Here is a 24247-nt window from a genome sequence, read left to right on the forward strand (position 1 = left end):
CCTCAGGTCGTGGCGGCAGCGTCAGCCGCCGATGACGATTCGGTGGGCCGCCGTCCAGCGGCCCGGATCGGTGATGCGGCGGCCGTCGACGAGCACGCGCACGCCGGGCAGGTCGGCCGAGCCGAGGGTCTGGTAGTCGGCGTGGTCGGCCTGGACCACCGCGGCGGCGACGGGCTCGCCCCGGTGCGGCGGCAGGCCGAGCGCGGCCAGCTCGTCGGCGGTGTAGAGCGGGTCGGAGACGTACGGCTCGGCCCCCGCGGCCCGCAGGGCGGCGACCGTCGGGAAGACTCCGGAGAAGGCCGTCTCCTTGACCCCGCCCCGGTAGGCGGCCCCCAGCACCAGCACGGGCACGCCGGTCAGGTCGCCGCCGAGCGCCCCGGCCAGCAGGCCGACCGCGTAGCCGGGCATGGCCTCGTTGGCCTCGCGGGCGGCGCGCACGACCGTGGCGTCCGGGTCGTTCCACAGGTAGAGCCGCGGGTAGACCGGGATGCAGTGGCCGCCGACCGCGATGCCGGGCCGGTGGATCGCCGAGTACGGCTGGCTGTTGCAGGCCTCGATGACGGCCATGACGTCGAGCCCGAGCGTGCCGGCGTGCCGGGCGAACTGGTTGGCGAGGGCGATGTTGACGTCCCGGTAGGTCGTCTCGGCCAGCTTGGCCAGCTCGGCCGCCTCCGCCGAGCCGAGGTCCCACACGCCGTTGGGCCGGGGCAGGTCGTCGCGCCGGTCGAAGTCGAGCGCCGCCTCGTAGAAGCGGACGGCCCGCTGGGCGGAGCCGGCGTCGATGCCGCCCACCAGCTTGGGGTAGCGGCGCAGGTCGGCGAAGACGCGGCCGGTCAGCACCCGTTCGGGGCTGAAGACGACGTGGAAGCCGACGCCCGCGGTCAGGCCGGAGCCGGCCTCCAGCAGGGGCGTCAGCCGGTCGCGCGTGGTGCCGACCGGCAGGGTCGTCTCGTAGCTGACCAGCGTGCCGGGCCGCAGGCCGGTGGCGACGGCCCTGGTGGCCGCGTCCATGGCACGGAAGTCGGGCTCGCCGGTGGCGTCCACGTAGAGCGGCACGACCACGACGACGACCTCGGAGACCGCGACGGCGGCCTCGGTGGAGGTGGTCGCGGTGAGCAGGCCGTCCTGGACCGCGCGCTTGAGCCGCAGGTCGAGTTCCGCCTCGCCGGGGAAGGGCTCGAGTCCCTGGCTGACCAGGTCGACGACGTGCTGGTCGATGTCGGCGCCGATGACGTGGTGGCCCTTGGCGGCGTACTGCACGGCCAGGGGGAGTCCGATCTTGCCGAGCCCGACGACGCAGATCTTCATGGCTGTCTCCTTCGTAGGGGGCGGAGAGAGATCTTCGACACGACGAGCAGGAGGTTGTCGTGCTTGCCGCTCTGCAGGAGCGCGCGGCGCGGGCCGAAGCGGTGCCAGGCCCAGGTGCGCTGCGGTGCGGCGGGGGCGGGCAGGCTGATCTCGTAGCGTTCGCCGCCCGCGCAGAAGGACAGGGTGAGCCGCCGCCGGCCGAGCTGGCGGACCAGGCGGCGGGCGCTCAGCCGGGCGGTCAGCACGGTGCCCGACCCGTCGGCGGCCAGGGCCCTGCTCACCTCTGCCGGCGCGCCCAGCAGGGCGAGGTCGGCGGGGACGCGGGCGCACGCGCCGAGCAGCGGCACGGTGACGCGCATCGTGAACCCGCCCCGCGCGGGGGACAGCTCCAGGCGCATCCCGCGGGCGACGCGCTTGGCCACCGCGCCCTGGAAGGCGAAGCACTCGGGGTCGAGGCTGCCGTAGCCGGGCAGCCGCTCGAAGACCTCGTCGCCCTCCAGCACCAGCGGCTCGGTGCCCGGCCGTCGCAGGCTGCGGCAGAGCGCGGCCACGTCGCGCCGGGCGGCCAGGGCCAGGCGGTAGCGCTGGGTGCGGGTGAGCCCGGCCCGGATGCGGTCGGTGAGGTAGCGGCACGACAGCTCGTCGACCCGCTCGCAGATGGCGTCCTGCTCGTCGGGCTCGAAGTCGAGGAACTCCACCCGCAGCAGCTTGGCCAGCTCCCAGGCGAAGTGCCGTTCCAGCACCGCGTCGCGGCGCGGTCCCGGCGGCAGCAGGCCGGCGGTGAAGGTGATGAGCTGTTCGGCGCTGCGCAGCCGGGCCAGCGGTCCGGTCCGGTAGGTGATGTTGCTGTCGTCGGCCCGCCGTACCGCGTAGTAGTAGGTGTAGTCGGCCAGCACCGAGATGCGCCGGGCGCGCACGCACGCCTCGATGGTGAACGGCTGGTCGCTGGCGACCGGCATGTCCTCGGGGAAGCGCAGCCCGTGCTCGGTGATCAGCGAGCGGCGGAAGAGCTTGGTGTTGGACAGCGAGTACGGCAGCGCCGAGTCGTAGAGGCTGAGGTCCGGCTCGGTGCGCTCGTAGACGTCCTGGAGGATGTGCCGCCCGTTGACCCCTTCGGTCCGGCCCAGCACGACGTCGGAGCCGTGCTCGTCGGCGCAGGCGACCATCCGCTCCAGCGCCTCGGCGCCCAGGTGGTCGTCGGCGCCGAGGAAGAACACGTACCGGCCGCGCGCCGCCTCCAGCCCGCGGTTGCTCGGCGCGGCGGGCCCGCCGGAGTTGTCCTGGTGGATGACGCTGAACACGCCGGGGTAGAGGTCGGCGAAGCGGTCGAGCTCCTTGCCGCTGCCGTCGGTGGACCCGTCGTCGACCGCGACGACCTGCAGCCGTTCCAGCCCGATGGACTGCCCCGCCAGCGAGGTGAGGCAGTCGGTCAGGTACGGCATCGTGTTGTAGACCGCGACGATCACCGTCACGTCGGGCGTCTCAGCCAACGAAGCAGGCCTCTCGCTGGTGGTCGAGGACGGAGGTCCGGCCGGTGGCGGCCGACTCCAGCACCGCGGCGGAGACCTCCACGGTCCGCAGGCCCTCGCGCAGGGTGACGATCTCGTCGGAGACGCCGAGCACCGCGTCGCGGAAGGTCTCGTGCTCGACCAGCAGCGGCTCGCGCTTCTGCAGCGCGAAGCGGACCATGTCCCCTTCTGACACGCCGCGGAAGGTGCGCAGCGCCTCCCACTCGGTGTCGACGGCGCCGTTGGCGTAGAAGGTGAGGTCGGCGGTGAGCGTGTCGGCCACGAAGCAGCCGCGCTCGCCGGTCACCACGGTCGAGCGCTCCTTGAGCGGGCTGAGCCAGTTGACCAGGTGGCTGCACATCGCGCCGCCGGACAGCCGGCCGACCGCCGAGACCATGTCCTCGTGCAGCCGGCCGCTCTTCGACATGGTGAAGGCGGAGACCGACACGTACTCCTGGCCGGTCACCCAGCTCGTCAGGTCGATGTCGTGCGTGGCCAGGTCCTTGACCACGCCCACGTCGGCGATGCGGTGCGGGAAGGGGCCCTGGCGGCGGGTGGAGACCTGGAACAGCTCGCCCAGCTCGCCGGCCTGGAGCCGGGTGCGCAGGCTGCGCAGCGCGGGGTTGAACCGCTCGATGTGCCCGACGCCGGCGACCAGCCCGGCCGCCTCGAACGCGGCGACCAGCCGCTGGGCCGCCGTGACGGTGTGCGCCAGCGGCTTCTCGATCAGCGCGTGCACGCCGCGCCGGGCCAGTTCGAGCCCGATCTCCTCGTGCAGCGCGGTCGGGCAGGCCACCACGGCGTAGTCGATGCCGAGCGCCAGCAGCGCCTCCAGGGTGGGCACGACCGGGACGCCCGGCGCGCAGCCCACCCGGTCGGCGGCCGGGTCGGCGACGCCGGCCAGTTCGACGCCGCCGAGCCCGGACAGGATCCGCGCGTGGTTGCGGCCCATCGCGCCGAGCCCGATCAGCCCGGCCCGCAGTGGCCTCACAGCTCGTTCACCGCCTTCGCGACCCGTGCCATGTCGCCCTCCCCGAGCGCCGGGTAGACGGGCAGCGACAGGACCTCGCGGGCGGCCCGCTCGGTCTCCGGCAGGTGCCAGGGGCCGGTCCCGGCGTAGGGCGCGAGCCGGTGGATGGGCGTCGGGTAGTAGACCGCGCTGCCGATGCCGCGCGAGGTCAGGTGCGCCTGGGCGGCGTCGCGGTCGCCCTCGATCCGGACGGTGTACTGGTGGTAGACGTGCTGCGCGCCGTCGGCGACCACCGGGGTCGGCACCGTGGTGATCTGCGCGTCGAGCGCCTTGGCGTTGGCCTGGCGCTGCTCGTTCCAGCCGGCCAGCCGGCCCATCTGCACGCGGCCGATGGCCGCCGCCACGTCGGTCATGCGCATGTTCGCGCCGACGATCTCGTTGGCGTAGCGCTGCTCCATGCCCTGGTTGCGCAGCAGGCGCAGGGTTCGGGCGAGCGCGGCGTCGGCGGTGGTGATCATGCCGCCTTCGAGGGCGTGCATGTTCTTGGTCGGGTAGAAGCTGAAGCAGCCCGCCGTGCCGAAGGCGCCGGCCGGGCGGCCGTGCAGGGCCGCGCCGTGCGCCTGGCAGGCGTCCTCCACCACGGCCAGGCCGTGCCGCTCGGCGAGCGCCTGCAGCCGGTCCATGGCGGCCGGGTGACCGTACAGGTGCACCGGCATGATCGCGACCGTGCGCGGGGTGATGGCCGCGGCCACCGCCTCGGGGTCGAGGCAGTAGGTGGCCGGGTCGATGTCGGCGAACACCGGCGTCGCGCCGGCCAGCCGTACCGCGTTGGCGGTCGCGGCGAAGGAGAAGGAGGGGACGATGACCTCGTCCTGCGGGCCGACGCCCAGCGCGAGGAAGGTCAGGTGGAGGGCGGAGGTGCCCGAGTTGACCGCGACGCAGTGCCGGCCGTCGACCCAGGTGGAGAACTCCTCCTCGAAGGCCGCGACCTCCGGCCCCTGCACCACTTGACCACTGCGCAGGACTCGGACGGCGGCTGCGATCTCCGCCTCCCCGATGTGCGGGCGAGCGGGCGGAATCGTTGGGTCCATCAGCGGACTCCTCATGAGCCTGGCGATTTACAGTCCGCAACGGACTGTAAGTGGCTGTCGCGGAGAGTAGTCGGCGCATCCTGCTCGCTTGGCGCAAGCTTTACCGTGCGCGCTCAGGTCAAGACTCGGTCAGCCGTGGCTCCACGTGTGCCCATGCCCGGCCTGCCTCCCCCCTGCAGATCGCCATCCTGGCTGGTATGACGACCCGTCTGGCGAGCGCGCCCCGGTCGATTTCCCCCATCCGAGCCGACGCGGGTCGGTGGCCCGATCCGCGCTGGCTGTCCGTGCCGGTCTGGCTGGCCGCCACCGCCGCCGGGTTCGTCCTGGTCGGATGGATCCGGCCCGATCCCTTCGCCGTGCGCGGCGTCCTGCTGCCCCTGACCGTGCTGGGCCTGCTCGCGCTGGTGCTCGTGCCGGCCGCGCTGCGGCTGCGCGTCTCGGCCGTGGCCTGCGGCCTGTTCGCCGGCTGGGTGGCCCTCGATCTCAAGACCATGCTGTACGGCACGCCGTACGGCTTCGCGGGGCTCTTCGGCGACATGGGCCGCATCGCCGCCGCCGCGACGAGGTACTCGGTGACGCCCTGGAGCGCCGACGCCTTCGTCGAGGAGGTGCCCGCCGAGTACCCCATGCTCTACCCCTGGCTGATCGGCCGGGCCTCGGCGCTGAGCGGGGTCCCGGCCTGGCGGCTGGTCGCCGAGGCCGAGATCCTCACCGTCTCCGGCGCGGTCGTCGCCGCCTTCCTGCTGTGGAGCCGGCTGGTGAAGCCGCCGGTCGCGCTGGCCGTCGCGGCGGCGAGCCTGGTGGCCTTCGGCGACCCGCGCAAGGCCTTCGGCGTGGTCGCCGTGCTGGTGGTCATCCCGTGGATCCTGCTGACCTTCGGCTCGCCGCCGCGCGGGCGGCTGCCGTGGTGGTCGGCGGGCGCGATCGGCGGCCTGATCGTCATCACCTACCAGGGCTTCCTGATCTACGGCTCGCTCGGCATTCTCGCGCTGGCGGGGCTGACCTGGTGGCGGCACGACGACCGCCGGGCCTACCTGCTGCGCCTGCTCAAGGTGTCCGGGGTGGCGGCGCTGGTCTCCGGGGTGTACGTCGTGCCGTACCTGGCGGCGACACTGGCCGGGGGCGGGCAGGCGGTCGCGGACCTGTACGTGGCGCCGGACCTGGTGGCCAACCCCTTCCCCTTCCTGCAGCCGACGCCGCTCGGCCTGCTGCAGTTCGCCGGCCTGGCCGGGGTGATCGGCTACCGCCGCACCGCCTGGTGGGCGCAGCCGCTGCTCCTCCTGATCGCGGGCGCCTACGCCTACCGGGTGCTGATGATGGCCCGCTTCGTCGCCGACGGGCACACCGGCTTCTTCCACTACACCTCGCGCCTGCTCGGCCCGCTGCTGGTCGCCGCCGGCGTGCTCACCGTCGCCACCCTGCTCAAGCGGCACGCCGCCCGCGAGTACGGCGTGGCCGCCCTGGCCGTCGTGCTGCTGTGGGCGGGCGTGTCCTACTGGCGGCTGGCCCTGCCCGAGGGCGTGCAGCCCTGGGCGGCGAAGTGGCCGTCGGCCACGCACTTCTACACCGCCAGGGCGCACCACGAGCCCGCCTTCCCGGCCCGGGAGATCAGGGCGCGGGTCGAGGAGGTACGCGGCCGGGGCGCCCGGCCCCGGGTGCTCTCCGCCGACGAGCGCCTGTTCGCCTACCTGCCCTGGCGCGGTTTCACCTCGGTCGACCGGACGTCGGCCAACACCCTCATCCGCTGGGACGAGCGCCGGGCCGAACTGGTCCGGCTCGCCGCCGTGACCGATCCGCAAGCCTTCGCCGAGGCCTCGGCCTCGACCGCGTTCGGCGCGATCGACGTCTTCGTGCTGCGGGACTGGCGCTGGCGCGACGTGAGCTTCCAGCGCGGCCAGTTCGACCCCGCGCGCTTCGCCGTCGTGGACGACCTGCCCGGCAAGACCGTCCTGTTGATCCGCAAGTGACCGGAGGACCCTCCGTGGACCGTGTCAGCGTCGTCGTCCCCGTCTACGACGTCGAACCCTATCTGCGGGCCTGCCTCGCCTCGCTGGCCGCGCAGACCTGGCCGGAGCTCGAGATCGTCATGGTGGACGACGGCTCACCGGACGCCAGCGCCGAGATCGCCGCCGAGTTCGCCGAGCGCGACCGGCGCTTCCGGCTGCTCCGCCAGGCCAACGCCGGCCTCGGCGCGGCCCGTAACACCGGCATCCGGGCCGCGACCGGCGACTACCTCGCCTTCGTCGACAGTGACGACCTCCTGCCCCTGGACGCCGTCGAGACCCTGGTCGCCACCCTGCAGGCGACCGGGTCCGACCTGGTGACCGGCAACGTGCAGCGCTTCAACGGCCGGCGGGTCACTCCGTCGCGGATGCACAAGGCGATCTTCGAGGAGTGCTCGACCCGGACGCACGTCACCGAGCGCGAGATCCTGATGAAGGACCGCCTGGTCACCAACAAGCTGTGGCGGCGCTCCTTCTGGGACGCCCACGGGCTGTCGTTCCCCGAGGGCGTGCTGTACGAGGACATCGCGGTCGCGCTGCCCGGCCACTTCCTGGCCCGGTCGGTGGACATGGTGCCCGCGCCGATCTACCTGTGGCGCGAGCGCGAGGGCGAGCGGCTGTCCATCACCCAGGACCGCGCCCAGGTGAAAGGCGTCGTCGACCGGCTCTCCTCGGTCAGGAGCGTGCGCGAGTTCCTGGGCAGCCGCAGCCCCGGCCACGTCCCGGCCTGGGACCGGATGGTCCTGGAGAGCGAGCTGTCCAACTTCTTCGAGGCGGTGGAGACCGGCGACGAGGAGTTCCGCACCGCCTTCCGCGAGCTGGCCGGCGCCTACGCCGACCAGGCCACGCCCGGCTCGATGGCCGCCGTCCACGTGCTGCGCCGGATCAAGTGGCACCTCATCCGCGGCGGCGACCTGGCCGGCCTGGCCGAGGTGCACGCCTGGGAACGCCAGGGCCGCATCCGCGCGGTACGGCGAGGCACCAAATACCAGCTCGACTGCCCCGTCCCCGGCCTGCCCGAGCCGACGCTGCGCGTGGACCGCGAGCTCGACGTGCAGCAGCGCGTCGACTCCCTGCACTGGCAGGACGGCAAGCTGGTCGTCACCGGCCGCGCCGGCATCCGCTACCTGCGCCCGGCCCGGCGCTTCGACCAGTTCGTGTTCGCCGCCGCAGTGCACGAGGAGAGCGGCCGCCGGGTGCGGCTGGCGGTGAAGAAGTCCGCCGCCCCGCCGCTGGGCAAGGGCAAGCACCCGGTCTGGGGCGGCTTCGCCTTCACCGTCGATCCGGCGCGGCTGCGGCCCGGCCGCTGGCGGATCATGCTGACCGTGATCCACCGCGGGCTGGTCCGACGCGAGGCCGCGGCCCAGCTCACCCCGGCGCTGGCGCGCGAGGCGGGCGCGGGCCGGTCGGCCGGCGGCGTGCAGGTGACGCCGCGCCGCAACTCGCTCGGCCGCTTCGTGATCGACGTCGCGGCCGAGGAGGCGACCGTCACCTCGTGGCGGATCGACGGCGGCGAGCTGATCCTCTCCGGGCGCTTCGGGCCGCACGCCGCGCTCGTGGCGAGCAAGCCGCACGGCGGCCGGACGCTGGTCTGCCCGGTCGCCTCGCGCGACGGCTCCCGCGTCGCGTCGCTGCCGCTGTCGGCGCTGGTCCAGGCCAGGCGGCCTGACCTCGACCCGGACAGCCGGGAGGCGCGGGTGCTGGAGTTCGTGGCGCAGTGGTCGTTCCAGGCCGGGCAGTCGCCGGTCCGGGTCGAGCCGGGCGCCATGACTACCCGGCACATGGTGGGCGAGCGGCAGCTCGTGGCCGGGCCGGGGCTCAACGGCGAGTTCCAGGTGCGTGACCAGGCTCCGGCCGCGGTGCTGGCCGAGCCCGCCTGGGACGGCTCGGCCCGGCTGGGCCTCCGCGCCGGCCTGCCGTACCCGGTGGAGGGCGCGGTGGAGCTGGTGCTGGACTCGCGGGACAGCAACGCGGAGTACGCCTTCCCGGCCACGTGCGACGGGCGCACGGTGACCGGCACGCTCGCGCCGATGGAACTGGACTCCCCGGCCGGACGGCTGCCGCTGCCCGCCGGCGAGTACGGCCTGGCCGTCCGGACCACGGCCGGCGACATCCCGGTCGAGTACACCGCGCTCGACCCGCTGACCTGCGAGCACTCCGGTCGCACGCTGAGCCTGCTGGCCGACCTCGACGGCCGGGCGCTGCTGGCCGTCCCCAGGGACCTGCGGCCCGACGAGCGCGGCGCGACCAACCAGGCGCGGCTGCGCGAGGTCTACTACCCGGCCCGGTGCGGCCTGCCGCTGCGCGAGGAGATCTTCTTCGACTCCTACACCGGCAAGCAGTTCTCCGACAGCCCGAAGGCGATCTACGAGGAGCTGCTGAGCCGCGGCTGCGAGCTGCCGATGGCGTGGAACGTCCGGGACGGCCAGGTCGCGCTGCCCGACGGCGTCACCCCGGTGCGGCTGCACGGCGCCGAGTACTACGACGCGCTGGCCCGCAGCCGCTACATCGTCACCAACGCCCACCTGCCCGGCTGGTTCCGCCGCCGCGAGGGGCAGACCGTGCTGCAGACCTGGCACGGCTCCACGCTGAAGAAGATCGGCTTCGACATCGAGAAGGTGCTCTTCGCCAAGCCCGACTACCACGAGCGGCTGGCCACCGAGATCGACCAGTGGAGCTACCTGGTCTCGCCCAGCCCGTGGTGCTCGCCGATCCTGACCCGCGCCTTCCGGTTCAAGGGCGAGCTGCTGGAGACCGGCTACCCGCGCAACGACGTGCTGCACCGCGCCGACCTGGTTGAGGAGGTCAGGCGACGGCTCGGCCTGCCGCCCGGCAAACGGGTGGTGCTCTACGCGCCGACCTGGCGGGACGACAAGTTCCACGGCAAGGGCAAGTACCGCTTCGAGCTCAAGCTCGACCTGGAGCGGATGTGGCGCGAGCTGGGCGACGACCACGTGGTGCTGGTGCGCCGGCACCCCAACGTCACCGACCACGTCCGGCCGGTGGGCCACGACTTCGTGCTGGACGTCTCGCTCTATCCGGACATCCAGGAGCTCTACCTGGTCGCCGACCTGCTGATCACCGACTACTCCTCGGCCATGTTCGACTTCGCGGTCACCGGCCGGCCGATCCTCTTCTACACCTACGACCTGGAGCACTACCGCGACACGCTGCGCGGCTTCTACTTCGACTTCGAGGCCGAGGCCCCCGGCCCGCTGCTGCGCAGCACCGAGGAGGTCGTCGAGGCCGTGCGGGGGATCGAGGAGACCACGGCGAAGTACCAGGGGCTCTACGCGGCCTTCGTGGCCAAGTTCTGCCCCCTGGACGACGGCATGGCCAGCGCGCGGGTCGTGGACCGCGTGTTTCCCGATTGGCCCCGGTGGCGTTCGCCCATTGGTCAAGAAGAGGCATGGACATCCTCCAGTAGTTCCAGAGAGTAATCGGGGAACGGCAGAACGTCGCCATGCTGGAATCCATGCGGACCTATTCGCTCGCCGACGTGCATGCGACACGGAAGCGGAAAGACGCCTGGTGGACCGTCCTCGCGGTCGATCCCCTGGCCTGTCCGCTGACCCGCATCATCGCCAGCCGTACCCGGCTGACCCCGAACCAGATCACCGTGTTCTCCCTGATCCTGGGGATGGCCGCGGCGGGGTGTTTCGCGGCGGACAGGCTCATCGCGGGGGCGATCCTGTTCTACCTGAGCTTCCTGGTCGACTGCGTGGACGGCAAGATCGCGCGGTTGAAGGGGACGGGGACGCCGTTCGGGTTGTGGCTCGACTACGTGGGCGACCGCCTCCGGGTGGTCGCCTGCGCGGCGGGACTGTCCTACGGGCAGTACGCCCTGACCGGCGAGGTCATGTTCGTGGTGATGGGGGCGGCCGTGGCCGTCCTCGACCTGTTCCGGTACGTCAACGCGCCGCAGATGAAGCGGGTCCGCGAGGAGCTGCCGGAAGGCACGCGGGCCGCCAAGGGCCGGTGGGCCAGGCGGCTGGCCAGGCGCAGGATGCGCAGCCACCTGTTCAGCGGGATCGAGTTCCACGCGGCGGTCTTCGTGGCCGCGCCGCTGCTGGCGGTGGCCGCGGGGAGCGGCGTGGTGCTGGTCTGGATGACGGTGGTGGCGGGGGCGCTGCTGCTGGGGTACGAGGTGCACCTGGTCTACCGGTTGTGGATCTTCACCCGGCAGGCTGCGATTCAACGGGGGGTTTGACCTGATGAGGCCAGTGTTCGTCATTGGCTGTGCCCGATCGGGCACGACGATGCTGCAGCTGATGTTGCACGCGCACCCGAGGCTGGCGGTGCCGCCGGAGACGCGGTTCGTCGAGCAGGTGTACTACCGGCGGCGCGAGTTCGGCGACATGCGGGACCTCCGCAATCGCCACAATCTAGCCGAATGGATCGCAACCGAACGGAGCACGAAATTTCGTGACCTGGGGTTGAGCCAGGAGGCCTTCGTCCGCCAGGCGGCCCGCGGGGGCGGCTCGCTCGGCTCGGTGCTCGGCACCGTCTTCCAGATGTACGCCGAGCGCTTCGGCAAGCCCCGCTGGGGCGACAAGCGGCCCAGCTACGTGCGCAAGACCGAGGTGCTGCGCCGGCTGTTCCCCGACGCCCAGTTCATCCACCTGATCAGGGACGGCCGCGACTGCGTCTCCTCGCTCAAGGAGATGCCCTGGTACAGCCTCGACTCCTACCACGCCGTGGCCACGTGGGCCGAGGCGATGGACGCCGGACGCAAGCTGCGCCGCACGCTCCCCGAGGACAGCTACTACGAGCTGCGCTACGAGGACCTCACCGACGACCCGGCCCGCGAGCTCAAACGCCTGTGCCTGTTCCTCGGCGAGGACTTCGACGCGGCGATGTGCGAGCCGCACATGCTGGCCGGCGTGGCCGTGCCCAGCCGCAAGACCTGGCACACCAACACGCACGGCGAGGTGACCACCGCCCGGGTGGGCTCCTGGGCCGAGCGGCTGGCGAACTGGGAGATCCAGCTCTGCGAGGACGTGCTCGGCGACCGGCTGCGCGCCAACGGCTACGAGCTGACCGGCGCCGCCCGGCCGGACAAGAGCCACGTGCAGGCCTTCCACCAGACGATGGCCAAGCGCCGCGCGAGCCGGGTGCGCACCTCGCTGCGCGACCGGCTCAACCGGCTGCGCGAGCCGGGGCCGGTGGCCGCGGTCGCGACCTTCCCCAGCCGCCGCGAACCGGTGAGGGTGGCCTGAATGAGCTTCACGATCGCCCAGGTGCACGCCACCCGCAAGACGCGTGACTCCTGGTGGACGGTGTACGTGGTGGACCCGCTGGCCTGCCCGCTGACCCTGCTGGTGGCCAACCGGACCCGGCTGACCCCCAACGACGTCACCGTCGTCTCCCTGCTCCTCGGCGCGGCCTCGGCCGTCGCCTTCGGCGTCGACCAGCTCGTCCTCGGGGCGGTCTTCTTCTACCTGAGCTTCATGGTCGACTGCGTGGACGGCAAGCTCGCCCGGCTCAAGGGCACGGGCACGCCGTTCGGGCTCTGGCTCGACTACGTGGGCGACCGGATCCGGGTGGTGCTTTGCGCGGCCGGGCTGGCCTACGGGCAGTACACGCTGACCGGCGAGGTCGGCTACATCGTCCTCGGCGCCACGGTGGCCATCCTCGACCTGTTCCGGTACGTCAACGCGCCGCAGATGAAGCGGGTCCGCGAAGCCGTACGGGAGCTGAGAGGGCCGCGGGAGCCGCAGGCCGAGCCCCGGCAGCCGTCACGGCGGGTGCTTCCTCGGGTCAACCGGCTGCTCGCCCGGCACCGGGTGCGCTCGCACCTGATCAGCGGGATCGAGTTCCATGCCGCGGTGTTCGTGGTCGCGCCGCTGGTCGGGCCGGCCGCGCTGATCCCCGTCGCCACCGTCGCCAGCCTCCTGCTGCTGGCCAACGAGATCTTCATTGTTTACCGGATGTGGCTCTTCACCCGCCGTGCCCTGGCGCAGCCCCGGGAGAGCCGCGAACACGCGCTAATCGGGGGATAGAAAATGGCTTCAGACCGTCCCGTCTTCGTGATCGGCTGCCCGCGTTCTGGCACGACGATGTTGCAGCTCATGTTGCACTCGCACCCCAGGATCGCGGTCGCGCCCGAGACCCGCTTCGTCATCCCGGCCTACCAGCGCCGCCGCGCCTTCGGCGACATGCGCCTGGCCGAGCGCCGCCGCTCGCTGGCCGAGTGGATCGCCGGCGACCGCAGCACCAAGTTCCGCGAGCTCGGCATCGACAAGGACGACTTCGTGCGCGAGGTGGTCGACGGGCCCGGCTCCTTCGGCTCGGTGCTCGGCATCGCCTTCCGCATGTACGCCGAGCGCTTCGGCAAGGCCCGCTGGGGCGACAAGCGCCCGAGCTACGTCAAGCAGGTGGACCTGCTGCGCCGGCTCTTCCCCGACGCCCAGTTCATCCACCTGGTCAGGGACGGCCGCGACTGCGTCTCCTCGCTCAAGGAGATGCCCTGGTACACCGCCGACTCCTTCCACGCGATGGCGACCTGGATCGAGGCGATCGACCACGGCGCCAAGCTGAAGAAGTCGCTGCCCGCCGACACCTACTACGAGCTGCGCTACGAGGACCTGACCGACGCCACGGACGTGGAGATGAAGAAGCTCTGCGACTTCCTGGGCGAGGAGTTCGACCCCTCGGTGATCTCGCCGCGCGAGGCCGCCGACACCGTCGTCCCGCTGCACAAGGTCTGGCACGGCAACACGCACGGCGAGGTCACCAAGGCCCGCGTCGGAAGCTGGTCCAAGCGGCTCGACCCGTGGGAGATCGCGCTGTGCGAGGACCAGTTCGGCGACCGGCTCCAGGCGTGGGGCTACGAGCTCAGCGGCGCGCCCAAGCCGCCGAAGGAGCACCTCACCGCGCTGCAGAAGACGCTGCAGAAGCGGCGTTCGTCGCGCATGCGCAAGGCCATGCGCGACCGGATCGCCCGGCTGCGCGAGCCCAGCCCGGTCGCGGCCATGCTGACCACCGGGCAGCGCGCCCTGGCCGGCGTCCCGCAGCAGCGCGCCGAGGCCGAGGCGGCACAGCGGGTCTGACCCCGGTCACCGGGTGATGTGCGCGAAGAGCTCTTCCCAGCGGTCCAGGACCCGCTCCAGGCGGAAGTCGGCCGCCCGCGCGCGAGCGGCGGCGCCCAGGCGCCGCCGCTCGTCGTGATCGGCCAGCAGCCTCCCGAGCTGCTCGGCGAAGCCGTCCACGTCACCCGGCGGGACCAGCACGGGCTCGGCCGAGCGCACCCCGCCGGAGACGTCGAAGGCGACCGCGGGCACTCCGTGCGCCGCCGCCTCCAGCAGCACCAGCGGCAGCCCCTCGTGCTCGCTCGTCAGCCCGAGCACCGCCGCCCTGCGGTACTCCTCGGGCATAGCCGACACCGGCACCCGGCCACGGAACACCACCCGGTCGCCCACGCCCTCGCGCGCCGCGTGCGCCCGCAGCCGCGGCAGCTCGGCCCCGTCGCCGATCAGGTGCAGCTCCCACGGCGGCGGCGCGGCCAGCGCGAACGCGCTGATCAGCCGGTCGAACCGCTTGACGCCCTCCAGCCGGCCGACGCCCAGCACCCGGCGGTGATCCAGCGCCGAGACCTGCTCCGGCCAGCTCTGCAGCGGGTTGGGCAGGGCCCAGGTGTTGGGGAGCAGGCCGTCCTCGGCGAAGCGGCAGGCGTCCGCCTCGCTCAGGAAGACGGCCTGCTCCAGCTTCCAGTAGTGGGCGCGGATCGAGCCGAGGTGCCAGGAGCCGCGGGCGTGCTCGAAGGAGCCGTGGTACTGCCCGATGCGCAGCAGCCCGCCGTCGAGCCCGGCCAGCCGGGTGACCACGCCGGGTGAGGTCATCACCAGGAAGCCCTCGGACGGCAGCGCCAGGCGCAGCCGCCGGTCGGCCCACCGCCGCCGCTCCACGCCGATCGGGGTGTGGTTGATCACGGCCTGCCGGTAGAGCGGGCGCTCGACGTAGCGGAAGGGCCTGCCGTCGCGGTGCAGGCCGATGACCCGCACCTCGTGGCCGCGTTCGGCCAGGCCCTGCGCGAGGGTGTGGGTGATCTGCTGGATGCCGCCCAGCGTGTCGGCGTCCATGCAGGCGAACGTGACCGGCGTCATGTCGTCGTCCCCCAGACCAGGCTCAGCTCCGGTACGGCCAGCGAGCCGGCGAAGAAGTCCTCGACCGCGCGGGCCGAGGCGTGCCCGCGCTCCTCGGCGCACCACAGCCGCCGCCACTCGGCGTAGCGCCGGGCGTAGGAGGCGTGCACCGCGGGCAGGTCGCGCAGGCAGGCGATGAGCTCCTCGGTGGTGCGCACGCACGGCCCCGGGGCGATGGCGGGCAGGTCGTGGTAGACGCCGCGCTCGGTGCGCCGGTACTCCTCCCAGTCGTCGAGGTAGAACAGCATCGGCTTGCCGGTCACCGCGTAGTCGCTGCTGACCGAGGAGTAGTCGGTGAGCAGGGCGTCGGACAGCAGCATCAGGTCGTTGATCTCCGGGTAGGAGCCGGCCGGCCGGACGAAGTGCCGCACGTGCTGGGGTACCCGGTAGCGGTCCACCGGGTGGGTGCGCAGCAGCAGCACCCACTCCTCGGCCAGCTCCTCGGCGAGCAGGTCGAGATCGACCCGGACCGAGCGGCCGGTGTACTTGGCCGCGTCGCGGTAGGTGGGCGCGTACAGCAGCACCTTGCGGCCGGGCGGGATCTCCAGCGCCTCCCGCAGGCCCTCGGGCGCCTCGCCCCTCACCAGCGCGTCGCAGCGCGGCGTGCCGTACCGCAGGATCGGGCCGGTGTAGCGGTTGGCGGTGACGAAGATCCGCTCGAACTCGGCGCCGGGGGAGACGAGCGCGTCCCAGCGGCGGATCGCCTCCTGCCACTGCTCGCGCGGGCGGGCGAAGTCGGCGCGCAGGTCGGGCGCGTCGAAGCCGATCGACTTGATGCCCTGCCCGTGCCAGGTCTGCAGGTAACGGGTGCCGGGCGGCTTGGGGAAGTCGAGCGGGAAGCCGTGGCTGTCCACCCAGTAGGCGGCCCTGGCCATCGTCCAGATGTAGCGCCAGCTCATCCGGCGCACCAGGACGGCGTCGCTCGGGAAGTGCGCCCGGTTGCGCGCCACCGACCAGACCGCGGTCACCGGCAGCTCGCGGCGGCGCAGCTCCTCGTACAGCGCGCGCGGGCTGCCGGTGTATCCCTTACCGCAGTCGGACTCGAACAGCGCGAGATCCCTTCGCCGCGGCACTACCCGGATGAGCACCTTGTAGACCTTGAGCTTGTTCTGCGGGGTGCTCCAGCGGCGCAGGGCCTTCTTCGCCACCCGCCGCAGCAGCCTGGTCCGGTACGGCGGAGCCTTGACCCGCAGGAAGGCCGCGCGCCCCACCGGCTCCAAGGTGTAGCCCCGCGCCTTCACCGGGGGCAGTTCGGGGTCGACCAGCAGCCGGTCGGTGGTGGTGTGGCCGTCCGACAGCCGGGTGAAGCCGAGGCGCGGGTCGCCGCCCTTGCCGGGGACGAAGGTGATCTCGCTGACGTATCCGCCGGAGCCCGACGGCTGGGGGTCGATCGGGATCCGCTCCCCGCCGACTTCGAGGAAGGCCTCCCACTCCGCGGGGAGCGCCCCGAACGGGTCGTAGGTGTGCACGGTCATCCGCACCTCTTCGCCGTCGGCGGCCACGTCGGTCACCTCGTGCCGCAACCGCGAGGCGGGGAAGGGCAGCTCGGCCAGATGCAGCCGGGTGATGTCCAGGCCGGGGGCGACCGTGGTGCCCCAGTAGGTGCGGCCGTCCTGCCGGACCGCCGCGCGCGGCGGCGCCTGGGGCCCGGTCAGCGAGCGAGCCGCGACGACCAGCTCCTCCGGCCGGTCGTCGAGGATCAGGGCGCAGCAGACCTTCACGATCGGGTGCACCCGCTCCAGCACCTCCGCGGGGACGCCCGCCAGGTACGGCCGGACCACCGCGGCGAACTCCTTGACCCAGACCGGCTCGCGGGAGGGCAGCCAGTGCAGGTAGACCGGCAGGTCCTGGCGCAGGAAGCGGTACTGGCGCTCGGGGACCAGGTCGGCCAGGCCGTGCTCGGTCAGGATGCGGTCGCTGGTCCCGGCCGCACGGACGCGCTGCCGTACGTTCTCCATCTCCTTGTGGCTGAGCGAGATGGAGGTGTCGTCGGGCGCGCGATGCCACAGGTAGACCACCCAGGGCACGACGGCGAAGCGGTCGGCGACGCTGTACAGCTCGGCGGAGAAGACGTGGTCCTCGAAGTGCACGCCCTCCGGGAAGCGCAGCGCCTTGGACCGCAGGAAGGCCACGTCGTAGAGCTTGTTGGTGCTGAAGCTGTCGAGGAAGAGCTCGGGCTCGGCGCGGATGCCCTCGACGACGCGGCGCCTGGCGAACAGGTGCGGGTAGTAGCGCTGCTGGCGGCGGCTGGTCTCGTACAGCCGGGAGATCTGGCCGGCGACGAACTGCGCGCCGGTGCGCTCCAGCTCGGCCAGCAGGCTCTTGACGGCGTGCCTGGGCAGCTCGTCGTCGCTGTCCAGGAACATCACCGTGGGCGAGAGCGCCGCGTCGATGCCGTCGTTGCGCGGTGCGCCGCAGCCGCCGCTGTTGGTCTTGCGGCGGATGTAGCGCACGCGGCGGTCGGCGCGCGCGAGTTCCCCGGCCACCCGTGCGGTGTCGTCGGTGCTGTCGTCGTCCACGATGATCACTTCGAGGTCGCGCAGTGTCTGGTTCAGCACCGAACGCACGGCCCTGGGCAGACGGGCGGCGTCGTTGTAGGTGATCACGACCACGCTGCAGGCCGGCATGCCGATTCCCCCCCGAGAATGAGACGCTCGGAGTGAGACATGCCCCGCGCTGGGGTGATGTGTCCGGACTTGCCGTAGCTTTTACCGGAAGATCCTCCTGATCAACCACGCGATGACCAGCAGGAAGGCCACGGCCCCGACCACCGGAGCGGCCCGCTTGAGCAGCGGGGTGCCGGCGATCTCCAGCAGATCCAGGGCCTCCTCGTCGGGGGTGCGCGAGGTGCGCATGGCCCCGGCCGGCGAGGTGTCGCGCGGCGGCTCGGGCACGGCGCTCAAGTGCCGCTCACCGCCCCAGCCGTCGGCGACCGAGGTCCCGTCGCCGGCGGGCTCGCTGTCCGCGAGGCCGGTCGCCGCGAGGGCGTCGGGCTCGGGCGACGAGCCGTGGTCGGCCGCGAGCTGCTCGGCCAGGTTCGCCGCGAACCGGTCGATCAGCTTCCCGCCGACCTCTTGCATCACGCCCCGCCCGAACTGCGCGGGCCGGCCGGTGACGTGGAACATCGTCTCGATCTTGACCATCGTGCTGTCCCCGGCCGGCGCGAGCCGCGCGTTGACCGTGGCCTCGGCCGTGCCGGCCCCTCTGGCCTCCTTGCCGCCGGCCTTCAACCGGAGGCTGTAGGCGTCCTTGTCGATCTCCTCGAAGGCCGCCGTGCCCTTGTAGGTCACGGTGATCGGACCCACCTTGACCTTCATCCTGCCGGTGAACTCGTCCCCCTCGACGATGTCGAGGCTGGCGCCGGGCAGGCACGGAGCCACCCGTTCGACGTCGAGCAACACCGCCCACGCCTGCTCGACCGGAACCGGGATCGAGAACTCGTGCTCGAACCGCATCGCCATGACCGCTCCCCTTCCGCCTGCTTCCATGGTGCGACCCGTGCGGGGGCGCCGCCAAGGGGCGCCCCCGCAGCCCGGTCAGGGCGACCCGGCAGCCGCCTGAACGGCGCGGTACGTCAGCACGTGCGCCAGATGGCGACGATAGTCGGGTCGTGCGTGCAGGTCCGAGGGGGGCGAGGTGTCCTCGGGCGCGCGAGCGCACGCCTGCCGAACCTGGTCTCCCAGCTCGATGCCCTGGAGAGCGGACTCCACTCCCCGCGCGCGCACCGGAGTCGGTCCCATGTTCGTCAGACCGATCCTGGCCTCGGCGATGGTGCCGTTGGAACGGCGCACCGCCGCCGCCACCCCGACGATCGCCCACGCCTGGGCGGTGCGGTGGAACTTCTCGTAGTGGTAGCCCCAGCCGGGGCCGAGCTTGGGCACCTTCACCCCGACGAGGACCTCGCCGGGCTCCAGCGCCGTCTCCAGGTAGTCGACGAAGAAGCGGGCCGCCGGGATCTCGCGCCGCGAGGTCACCAGGACCGCCTCCAGCGCGAGCGCCACGGCCGGCAGGTCGCCCGCCGGGTCGGCGTGCGCCAGCGAGCCGCCGAAGGTGCCGCGGTGCCGTACCGCGGGGTCGGCGACGGTGGCGGTGGCCAGCGCGATCAGCGGGCAGGCGTCCCGGACGAGGCCGGAACGCACCACCTCGTCGTGCGTGGCCGCGGCGCCGATGAAGACGTGGTCGCCGCGGTCGTGGATGCCCTGCAACTCGCTCAGCCTGCCCACGTCGACGAGCAGCGAGGGGTAGGCCAGGCGCAGGCGCAGCAGCGGCAGCAGGGACTGGCCGCCCGCGATGACCTTGGCGTCCTCGTCGCTCGCCAGCGCCTCGGCGGCCTCGGCGAGCGAGCCGGCACGGACGTAGTCGAACTTGGCCGGGATCACTGCAGGGCCCTCCAGACTCTCTCGGGCGTGCACGGCATCTGGATGTCGCGCACGCCGTACGGGCGCAGGGCGTCCACGACGGCGTTGACGACCGCCGGGGTGGAGGCGATGGTGCCGGCCTCGCCGACGCCCTTGACGCCCAGCGGGTTGGTGGTCGCCGGGGTCTCGGTGCGGTCGGTGACGAAGTCCGGCAGGTCGGCCGCGCTGGGCAGCAGGTAGTCGGCCATCGTCGAGGTCAGCAGGTTGCCCTCGGCGTCGTAGACGGCCTCCTCGTAGAGCGCCTGCGCGATGCCCTGCGCGAGACCGCCGTGCACCTGGCCCTCGACGATCAGCGGGTTGACCACCTTGCCGACGTCGTCCACGGCCACGTACGAGCGGATCTTCGTCAGGCCCGTCTCGGTGTCGACCTCCACCGCGCACAGGTGGGTGCCGTGCGGGAAGGAGAAGGTCTGCGGGTCGAAGGTGGCGTCGGAGTCGAGCCGCGGCTCGACGCCGTCGGGCAGGTCGTGCGCGGTGAAGGTGGCCAGCGCCACCTCCTGGATGGTCTTCTGCGCGCCGGTGCCCTTCACCCGGAAGGCTCCCTGGACGAATTCCAGGTCGTCGGGCGAGCACTCCAGCGCGTGCGCGGCGACCTTCCTGGCCTTGTCCTTGACCTTGTCGCAGGCGGCCAGCAACGCCATGCCGCCGACCACCAGCGAGCGCGAGCCGTAGGTGTCCATGCCCTTGTGCGAGATCGCGGTGTCGCCGTGCAGGACCGACACGTCCTCGTACGGCACGCCGAGCGAGTCGGCGACGATCTGGCTCCACGCCGTCTCGTGCCCCTGGCCGTGCGCCGAGCTGCCGGTGACCACCTCGACCTTGCCGGTCGGCAGCACCCGGACCGAGGCGTGCTCCCAGCCGCCCGCGCCGTAGTTGAGACCGCCCAGGGCCCGGCTGGGCGCGATGCCGCACATCTCGGTGAAGGTGCTCACCCCGATGCCGAGCTGGACGGGGTCGCCGCGGTCTCGCCGGTCGGCCTGTTCGGCGCGGAGCTTGTCGTAGCCGAACAACGACAGGGCCCGGTCGGTGGCGGCCTCGTAGTTGCCCGAGTCGTACTCCAGCCCCACGATCGTGGTGTACGGGAACTCCTCGTGCTTGATCCAGTTGCGCCGCCGTACCTCGATGGGGTCGATCTTCAGCTCGTGGGCCAGCTCGTCCATCAGGCGCTCGATGGCGTAGGTCGCCTCGGGGCGGCCGGCGCCGCGGTAGGCGTCGGTGGGCATCTTGGTGGTGAAGACGCCGGTGCAGGAGAAGTCGTAGGCGTCCATCTTGTAGATGCCGTTGTACATCAGCGCGCCGAGCAGCGGCACGCCCGGCGTGATCAGCATCAGGTAGGCGCCCATGTCGGCGAGCAGCTCCACCCGCACGCCGCGGATGCGGCCGTCGGCCTCGGCGGCCAGCGAGACGTGCTGGATCTGGTCGCGGCCGTGGTGCACGGTGAGGTTGCCCTCGGAGCGGCTCTCGGTCCACTTGACCGGCTTGCCGAGCTTGCGGGTGAGCAGGAGGCAGAGCACCTCCTCGGCGGTGACCTGCAGCTTCGAGCCGAAACCGCCGCCGACGTCGGGGGCGATGACGCGCAGCCGGTGCTCGGGGATGCCGGTGGTCAGGGCCAGCATGACCCGCAGGACGTGCGGGATCTGGGTGGCCGACCACAGGGTGAAGCTCTCGCCGTCGGTGGTGGCGACCACCGCGCGCGGCTCCATCGCGGTGGGGATCAGCCGCTGCTGGACGTAGGTCCGGTCGACGACCACCGGCGCGTCGCGGAAGGCGGCGTCGATGTCGCCCACGCCGAGCTTCCAGGTGTAGGCCCGGTTGCCCGCCTCGTGCACCTTGGGGCTGCCCTCGGCCAGCGCGTCGTTCATGTCGAGCACCGGCGGCAGTGGTTCCCAGTCGACCTCGATGGCCTCCAGCGCGTCGGCGGCCTGGTAGCGGTCGGTGGCGATCACGCAGGCCACCGCCTCGCCCACGTACCGCACCTCGTCGACGGCCATCGCCGGGTGGTCGGGGATGACGATGTCCTCGCTGACCGGCCAGGCGCAGGGCAGGCTGCCCTGCTCGGCGGCGAAGTCGCGCCCGGAGAAGGCGGCCACCACGCCCGGCAGTTCCAGCGCGCCGGAGACGTCCACGCGGCCGATCCGCGCATGGGCCATCGGGCTGCGCAGGAACGCGACGTGCAGCAGGCCGGGGAGCTGGATGTTGTCGGTCCACTGGGTGCGGCCGGTGAGCAGCCGGGCGTCCTCCTTGCGGCGCCGGGCCCGGCCCACCTCGTGGCCGTTCTGCTTCTGCTCGCCGGTGACCTCTATCTGCTCGGCGATCAGGCCGGCGTCGAGCTCGCTCACGGGGTGTTCACCGCCCTGTCGGCCTTGCTCATCTCCTGGGCGCCCCGGCGGACGGCCCGCACGATGTTGCAGTAGCCCGTGCACCGGCACAGGTTGCCCTCGAGGCCCTCCCGGATGGCCTCCTCGGACGGGTCTGGATCGTCCCGCAGGATGTCGATGGCGGCCATGACCATGCCGGGGGTGCAGTAGCCGCACTGCAGGGCGTGTTCTTCGTGGAAGGCCTGCTGCATCGGGTGCAGCGAGCCGTTGCTCGCCAGCCCCTCGATGGTGACCACGTCGCTCCCGTCGGCCTGGACCGCCAGGACCGAGCAGCTCTTCACGCTCTTGCCGTCGAGGAGCACCGTGCAGGCGCCGCAGTTGCTGGTGTCGCAGCCGATCGGGGTGCCGGTCTTGCCCAGCCGCTCACGTAGGAGATGGACGAGCAGGAGCCGCGGCTCGCACTGCTGCTCGTACTTGATGCCGTCGACAGTGACGGTAACTAGGGGCATACGTCCTCCCTTGAAGGGATATGGCGGACAGATGCCAAGCTACGCCGGGGGAACCGGAGGTCAAGGGTCACTTACCTCCGGATTGCCTGCACGGCCTACTTTCCGCGCACCAGCCGGGCGATCACCGCCACCACCCCGGCGATCCCCAGCCCGCCGACCGTCACCGCGGTCAGCACGATCCAGTCGCGCAGCTCCCCGGTGACCACCAGGATGCCCAGGACGATGAAGAGCAGGCCGCTGAGCAGGGCCATCCAGTCGGTACGGTGCACCCGCCGGGGGCGCTCCTCCATCTCACGCCGCACGCCGCACCACCACGTCGCCGACGCCGCCCTTGATCCGCAGCACGATCGTGGCCGCCGCGCCCTCCGGGGGCGTCTCCGGCTGCAGCACCCTGTTCACCTCGATGTCCGTGCCGTCGATGACGGAGTGGTCCACCCGGATCTCACCGATCCGGGCGGTGGCGTGCACCTCCACCTGGACGGTGGGCGGCAGCACCACGATCAGCTCGCCGATGGTCACCGACGCGTTGAAGGTCGTCCGCGACCCGGCCGCCAGCGGCAGCCGCGTCAGGTCGAGCGTCGCCTCGCCCAGGCCGACCTGGTAGGGGTCGGCCACCTCGGCCATGCTCGTCGGCGTCCACACGGTGTCGGTCAGCCGCTTGGGCACGCCGCCGAGCACCAGGCCGGCGGAGATGGTCAGCGCCAGGACGGTGCCCAGCGCGACCAGGCCGGCGCCCCTTCCCCACCAGGTCGCCACCAGCAGGCCGGCGCCTACGGTGATCAGCATCGCGCCGCCGACGACGGTCAGGCTCGGCATGCCGGACGCGGACGTGATCTGGCCGGCCACGACGACGCCTCCAATGAATAGAGCGAGCAGGAAGGTGAGCACGCCGATGTACGACCTCGGCCGCTTGGCCGGGCGGCGCGGGCGGATGATCGTCTCGCCGGGGTGGAGGCCCGGGTCGTGACCGGCGCGCCGGCGCGGGTCCAGCGGCTGGTAGGGGCCGTGCGGGGCGAACGGCTCGCCGTAGGCGAGGTTCGGGTGGGGTCGCGTCACGTACGGCGAAGCCCCCGGCTCGGCTTCTGCGGCCACCGGCTCGTCGATCGGCTCGGCCCTTGCGGCCACCGGCTCGTCGATCGGCTCGGTCAGCGGCTCCGGCTCAGGCTGCGGACGGGCGGCCTGGGGGCTCGGCTGGGCCGCGGGCGGCGGCGCGGGCCGGTAGGCCGGGGCCGGCTCGTACGCGCGGGTGTCGAAGGGCGCGGCGGGGGTGCCGAAAGGAGTGGCACCGGTGTCGAAGGACGTGAACGGCTCGTACGGCGGCGCCGGAGCCACCGGAGGCTGCCGGGTCGCCGCCCGCCGGCGGTTGAGCCGCTCCGGCATGGACCGCGCGATCCCTAGCAGATCCACCCCGTTGGCGTGCGCGGCCAGCAGCCCCACCGCCATCAGGATGGCCACCACCAGGGTCCCGGTCCCGAACGCGACGGTCGCCAGGTTGACGGTGAGCCCGAACCCCAGCACCGCGGTCAGCAGGGCGAACACCGTGTCACCGGAGAAGTCCCGCCGGGTCCACTGCTCGACGTACCCCGGCCCGCCCCGCGGCGCCTTCATCAGCAGGAAGGCGGCAAGATAGAGGTAGACCCCCACGCCGGAGCCCAGCACCAGCACCGCGAAGGCCGCACGGAAGACCACCGGGTCGATGCCGGTGTAGCGGCCCAGCCCGGCGCTGACTCCGGTGAGGATGCGTCCCTCGGAGCTGCGGGCCAGGGGCCGGAGTGGCGGCGGCGGTGCTGCTGTCATAGGACCATCGTGGCGTGAGCGCGCCTCGCCCGCATCGGGGACTCCCCTGAGCCGACCCCTAGGCGGCGGTGTCGGGACAGCTCAGGGGATATCCCTGATGTCCCGCACACCGGGCCCGTGTGACGATTCAGGCTGCACGAACGTTGTACTAGCGTCGAGAGGACCACAGATGCAGGGTTCG

General features: G+C 72.4%; 18 protein-coding genes. 6 read left to right on the top strand and 12 right to left on the bottom strand.

What is annotated here, in order from left to right; all coding sequences use genetic code 11:
- Positions 1–21 precede the first annotated feature (21 nt).
- Genes AB0I67_RS01925 through AB0I67_RS01940 form a run of 4 tightly spaced genes read right to left on the bottom strand, consistent with a single transcriptional unit; the run spans position 22 to position 4877 of the window.
- Positions 22–1308 carry a nucleotide sugar dehydrogenase gene (locus AB0I67_RS01925; RefSeq protein ID WP_357916041.1) on the bottom strand — a complete coding sequence of 429 codons (1287 nt, stop codon included), beginning with the start codon at positions 1306–1308 and terminating at the stop codon, positions 22–24.
- Positions 1305–2798, bottom strand: coding sequence for a glycosyltransferase (locus AB0I67_RS01930; protein WP_357916044.1), 1494 nt, complete (start codon positions 2796–2798; stop codon positions 1305–1307). The genes AB0I67_RS01925 and AB0I67_RS01930 overlap by 4 nt, the downstream gene beginning before the upstream one ends.
- Positions 2791–3807, bottom strand: coding sequence for a Gfo/Idh/MocA family oxidoreductase (locus AB0I67_RS01935; protein ID WP_357916047.1), 1017 nt, complete (start codon positions 3805–3807; stop codon positions 2791–2793). Before AB0I67_RS01935 ends, AB0I67_RS01930 begins: the two co-directional genes overlap by 8 nt.
- Positions 3804–4877, bottom strand: coding sequence for a DegT/DnrJ/EryC1/StrS family aminotransferase (locus AB0I67_RS01940; RefSeq protein WP_357916050.1), 1074 nt, complete (start codon positions 4875–4877; stop codon positions 3804–3806). Before AB0I67_RS01940 ends, AB0I67_RS01935 begins: the two co-directional genes overlap by 4 nt.
- A 197-nt stretch (positions 4878–5074) precedes the next feature.
- Here AB0I67_RS01940 and AB0I67_RS01945 point away from each other — a divergent pair, with 197 nt between their 5' ends.
- From AB0I67_RS01945 to AB0I67_RS01970, 6 genes are read left to right on the top strand one after another with little or no spacing between them, the layout of a single operon-like run.
- Positions 5075–6844 carry an arabinofuranosyltransferase gene (locus tag AB0I67_RS01945; protein WP_357916053.1) on the top strand — a complete coding sequence of 590 codons (1770 nt, stop codon included), beginning with the start codon at positions 5075–5077 and terminating at the stop codon, positions 6842–6844.
- Between the two features lie 14 nt (positions 6845–6858).
- Positions 6859–10320 (top strand): bifunctional glycosyltransferase family 2 protein/CDP-glycerol:glycerophosphate glycerophosphotransferase, encoded by a 3462-nt coding sequence (locus AB0I67_RS01950; RefSeq protein ID WP_357916056.1) that lies wholly within the window; start codon positions 6859–6861, stop codon positions 10318–10320.
- A gap of 35 nt (positions 10321–10355) precedes the next feature.
- Positions 10356–11090: a CDP-alcohol phosphatidyltransferase family protein gene (locus AB0I67_RS01955; protein ID WP_357916059.1), complete on the top strand. Its 735-nt coding sequence runs from the start codon at positions 10356–10358 to the stop codon at positions 11088–11090.
- Positions 11091–11094: 4 nt separating this feature from the next.
- Positions 11095–12099, top strand: a complete 1005-nt coding sequence (locus AB0I67_RS01960) for a sulfotransferase (protein WP_357916062.1) — start codon at positions 11095–11097, stop codon at positions 12097–12099.
- Positions 12100–12882, top strand: coding sequence for a CDP-alcohol phosphatidyltransferase family protein (locus tag AB0I67_RS01965; protein ID WP_357916065.1), 783 nt, complete (start codon positions 12100–12102; stop codon positions 12880–12882).
- A gap of 3 nt (positions 12883–12885) precedes the next feature.
- Positions 12886–13932 (top strand): sulfotransferase, encoded by a 1047-nt coding sequence (locus AB0I67_RS01970; RefSeq protein WP_357916068.1) that lies wholly within the window; start codon positions 12886–12888, stop codon positions 13930–13932.
- Between the two features lie 6 nt (positions 13933–13938).
- Here the strand turns inward: AB0I67_RS01970 and AB0I67_RS01975 are convergent, their stop codons facing one another.
- From AB0I67_RS01975 to AB0I67_RS02010, 8 genes are all read right to left on the bottom strand, one after another.
- Positions 13939–14985: a glycosyltransferase gene (locus AB0I67_RS01975; RefSeq protein WP_357916071.1), complete on the bottom strand. Its 1047-nt coding sequence runs from the start codon at positions 14983–14985 to the stop codon at positions 13939–13941.
- Positions 14982–17651 carry a CDP-glycerol glycerophosphotransferase family protein gene (locus AB0I67_RS01980; RefSeq protein WP_357916074.1) on the bottom strand — a complete coding sequence of 890 codons (2670 nt, stop codon included), beginning with the start codon at positions 17649–17651 and terminating at the stop codon, positions 14982–14984. The genes AB0I67_RS01975 and AB0I67_RS01980 overlap by 4 nt, the downstream gene beginning before the upstream one ends.
- Before the next feature lie 81 nt (positions 17652–17732).
- On the bottom strand, positions 17733–18485 hold the full coding sequence (locus tag AB0I67_RS01985; protein WP_357916076.1) for an SRPBCC family protein: 753 nt from the start codon (positions 18483–18485) through the stop codon (positions 17733–17735).
- Between the two features lie 75 nt (positions 18486–18560).
- On the bottom strand, positions 18561–19403 hold the full coding sequence (locus tag AB0I67_RS01990; protein ID WP_357916079.1) for a xanthine dehydrogenase family protein subunit M: 843 nt from the start codon (positions 19401–19403) through the stop codon (positions 18561–18563).
- Positions 19400–21781, bottom strand: a complete 2382-nt coding sequence (locus AB0I67_RS01995; protein WP_357916082.1) for a xanthine dehydrogenase family protein molybdopterin-binding subunit — start codon at positions 21779–21781, stop codon at positions 19400–19402. The genes AB0I67_RS01990 and AB0I67_RS01995 overlap by 4 nt, the downstream gene beginning before the upstream one ends.
- Positions 21778–22269 carry a (2Fe-2S)-binding protein gene (locus AB0I67_RS02000; RefSeq protein ID WP_357916085.1) on the bottom strand — a complete coding sequence of 164 codons (492 nt, stop codon included), beginning with the start codon at positions 22267–22269 and terminating at the stop codon, positions 21778–21780. The genes AB0I67_RS01995 and AB0I67_RS02000 overlap by 4 nt, the downstream gene beginning before the upstream one ends.
- Positions 22270–22364: 95 nt before the next feature.
- A complete protein-coding gene (locus tag AB0I67_RS02005) occupies positions 22365–22571 on the bottom strand; it encodes a hypothetical protein (RefSeq protein WP_357916088.1) in 207 nt (68 codons plus the stop codon).
- On the bottom strand, positions 22561–24066 hold the full coding sequence (locus AB0I67_RS02010) for a PspC domain-containing protein (RefSeq protein ID WP_357916091.1): 1506 nt from the start codon (positions 24064–24066) through the stop codon (positions 22561–22563). Before AB0I67_RS02010 ends, AB0I67_RS02005 begins: the two co-directional genes overlap by 11 nt.
- Positions 24067–24247 lie beyond the last annotated feature (181 nt).

It is taken from the genome of Nonomuraea sp. NPDC050310, from assembly GCF_040655795.1.
GTDB lineage: Bacteria > Actinomycetota > Actinomycetes > Streptosporangiales > Streptosporangiaceae > Nonomuraea.

Excerpts from the sequence above, each read along its gene's own strand:
- AB0I67_RS01925 (WP_357916041.1), bottom strand. The coding sequence starts at position 1,308 with ATGAAGATCTGCGTCGTCGGGCTCGGCAAGATCGGACTCCCCCTGGCC.
- AB0I67_RS01940 (WP_357916050.1), bottom strand. The coding sequence starts at position 4,877 with ATGGACCCAACGATTCCGCCCGCTCGCCCGCACATCGGGGAGGCGGAG.
- AB0I67_RS01945 (WP_357916053.1), top strand. The coding sequence starts at position 5,075 with ATGACGACCCGTCTGGCGAGCGCGCCCCGGTCGATTTCCCCCATCCGA.
- AB0I67_RS01955 (WP_357916059.1), top strand. The coding sequence starts at position 10,356 with ATGCGGACCTATTCGCTCGCCGACGTGCATGCGACACGGAAGCGGAAA.
- AB0I67_RS01960 (WP_357916062.1), top strand. The coding sequence starts at position 11,095 with ATGAGGCCAGTGTTCGTCATTGGCTGTGCCCGATCGGGCACGACGATG.
- AB0I67_RS01965 (WP_357916065.1), top strand. The coding sequence starts at position 12,100 with ATGAGCTTCACGATCGCCCAGGTGCACGCCACCCGCAAGACGCGTGAC.
- AB0I67_RS01970 (WP_357916068.1), top strand. The coding sequence starts at position 12,886 with ATGGCTTCAGACCGTCCCGTCTTCGTGATCGGCTGCCCGCGTTCTGGC.
- AB0I67_RS01975 (WP_357916071.1), bottom strand. The coding sequence starts at position 14,985 with ATGACGCCGGTCACGTTCGCCTGCATGGACGCCGACACGCTGGGCGGC.
- AB0I67_RS01980 (WP_357916074.1), bottom strand. The coding sequence starts at position 17,651 with ATGCCGGCCTGCAGCGTGGTCGTGATCACCTACAACGACGCCGCCCGT.
- AB0I67_RS01985 (WP_357916076.1), bottom strand. The coding sequence starts at position 18,485 with ATGGCGATGCGGTTCGAGCACGAGTTCTCGATCCCGGTTCCGGTCGAG.
- AB0I67_RS02000 (WP_357916085.1), bottom strand. The coding sequence starts at position 22,269 with ATGCCCCTAGTTACCGTCACTGTCGACGGCATCAAGTACGAGCAGCAG.
- AB0I67_RS02010 (WP_357916091.1), bottom strand. The coding sequence starts at position 24,066 with ATGACAGCAGCACCGCCGCCGCCACTCCGGCCCCTGGCCCGCAGCTCC.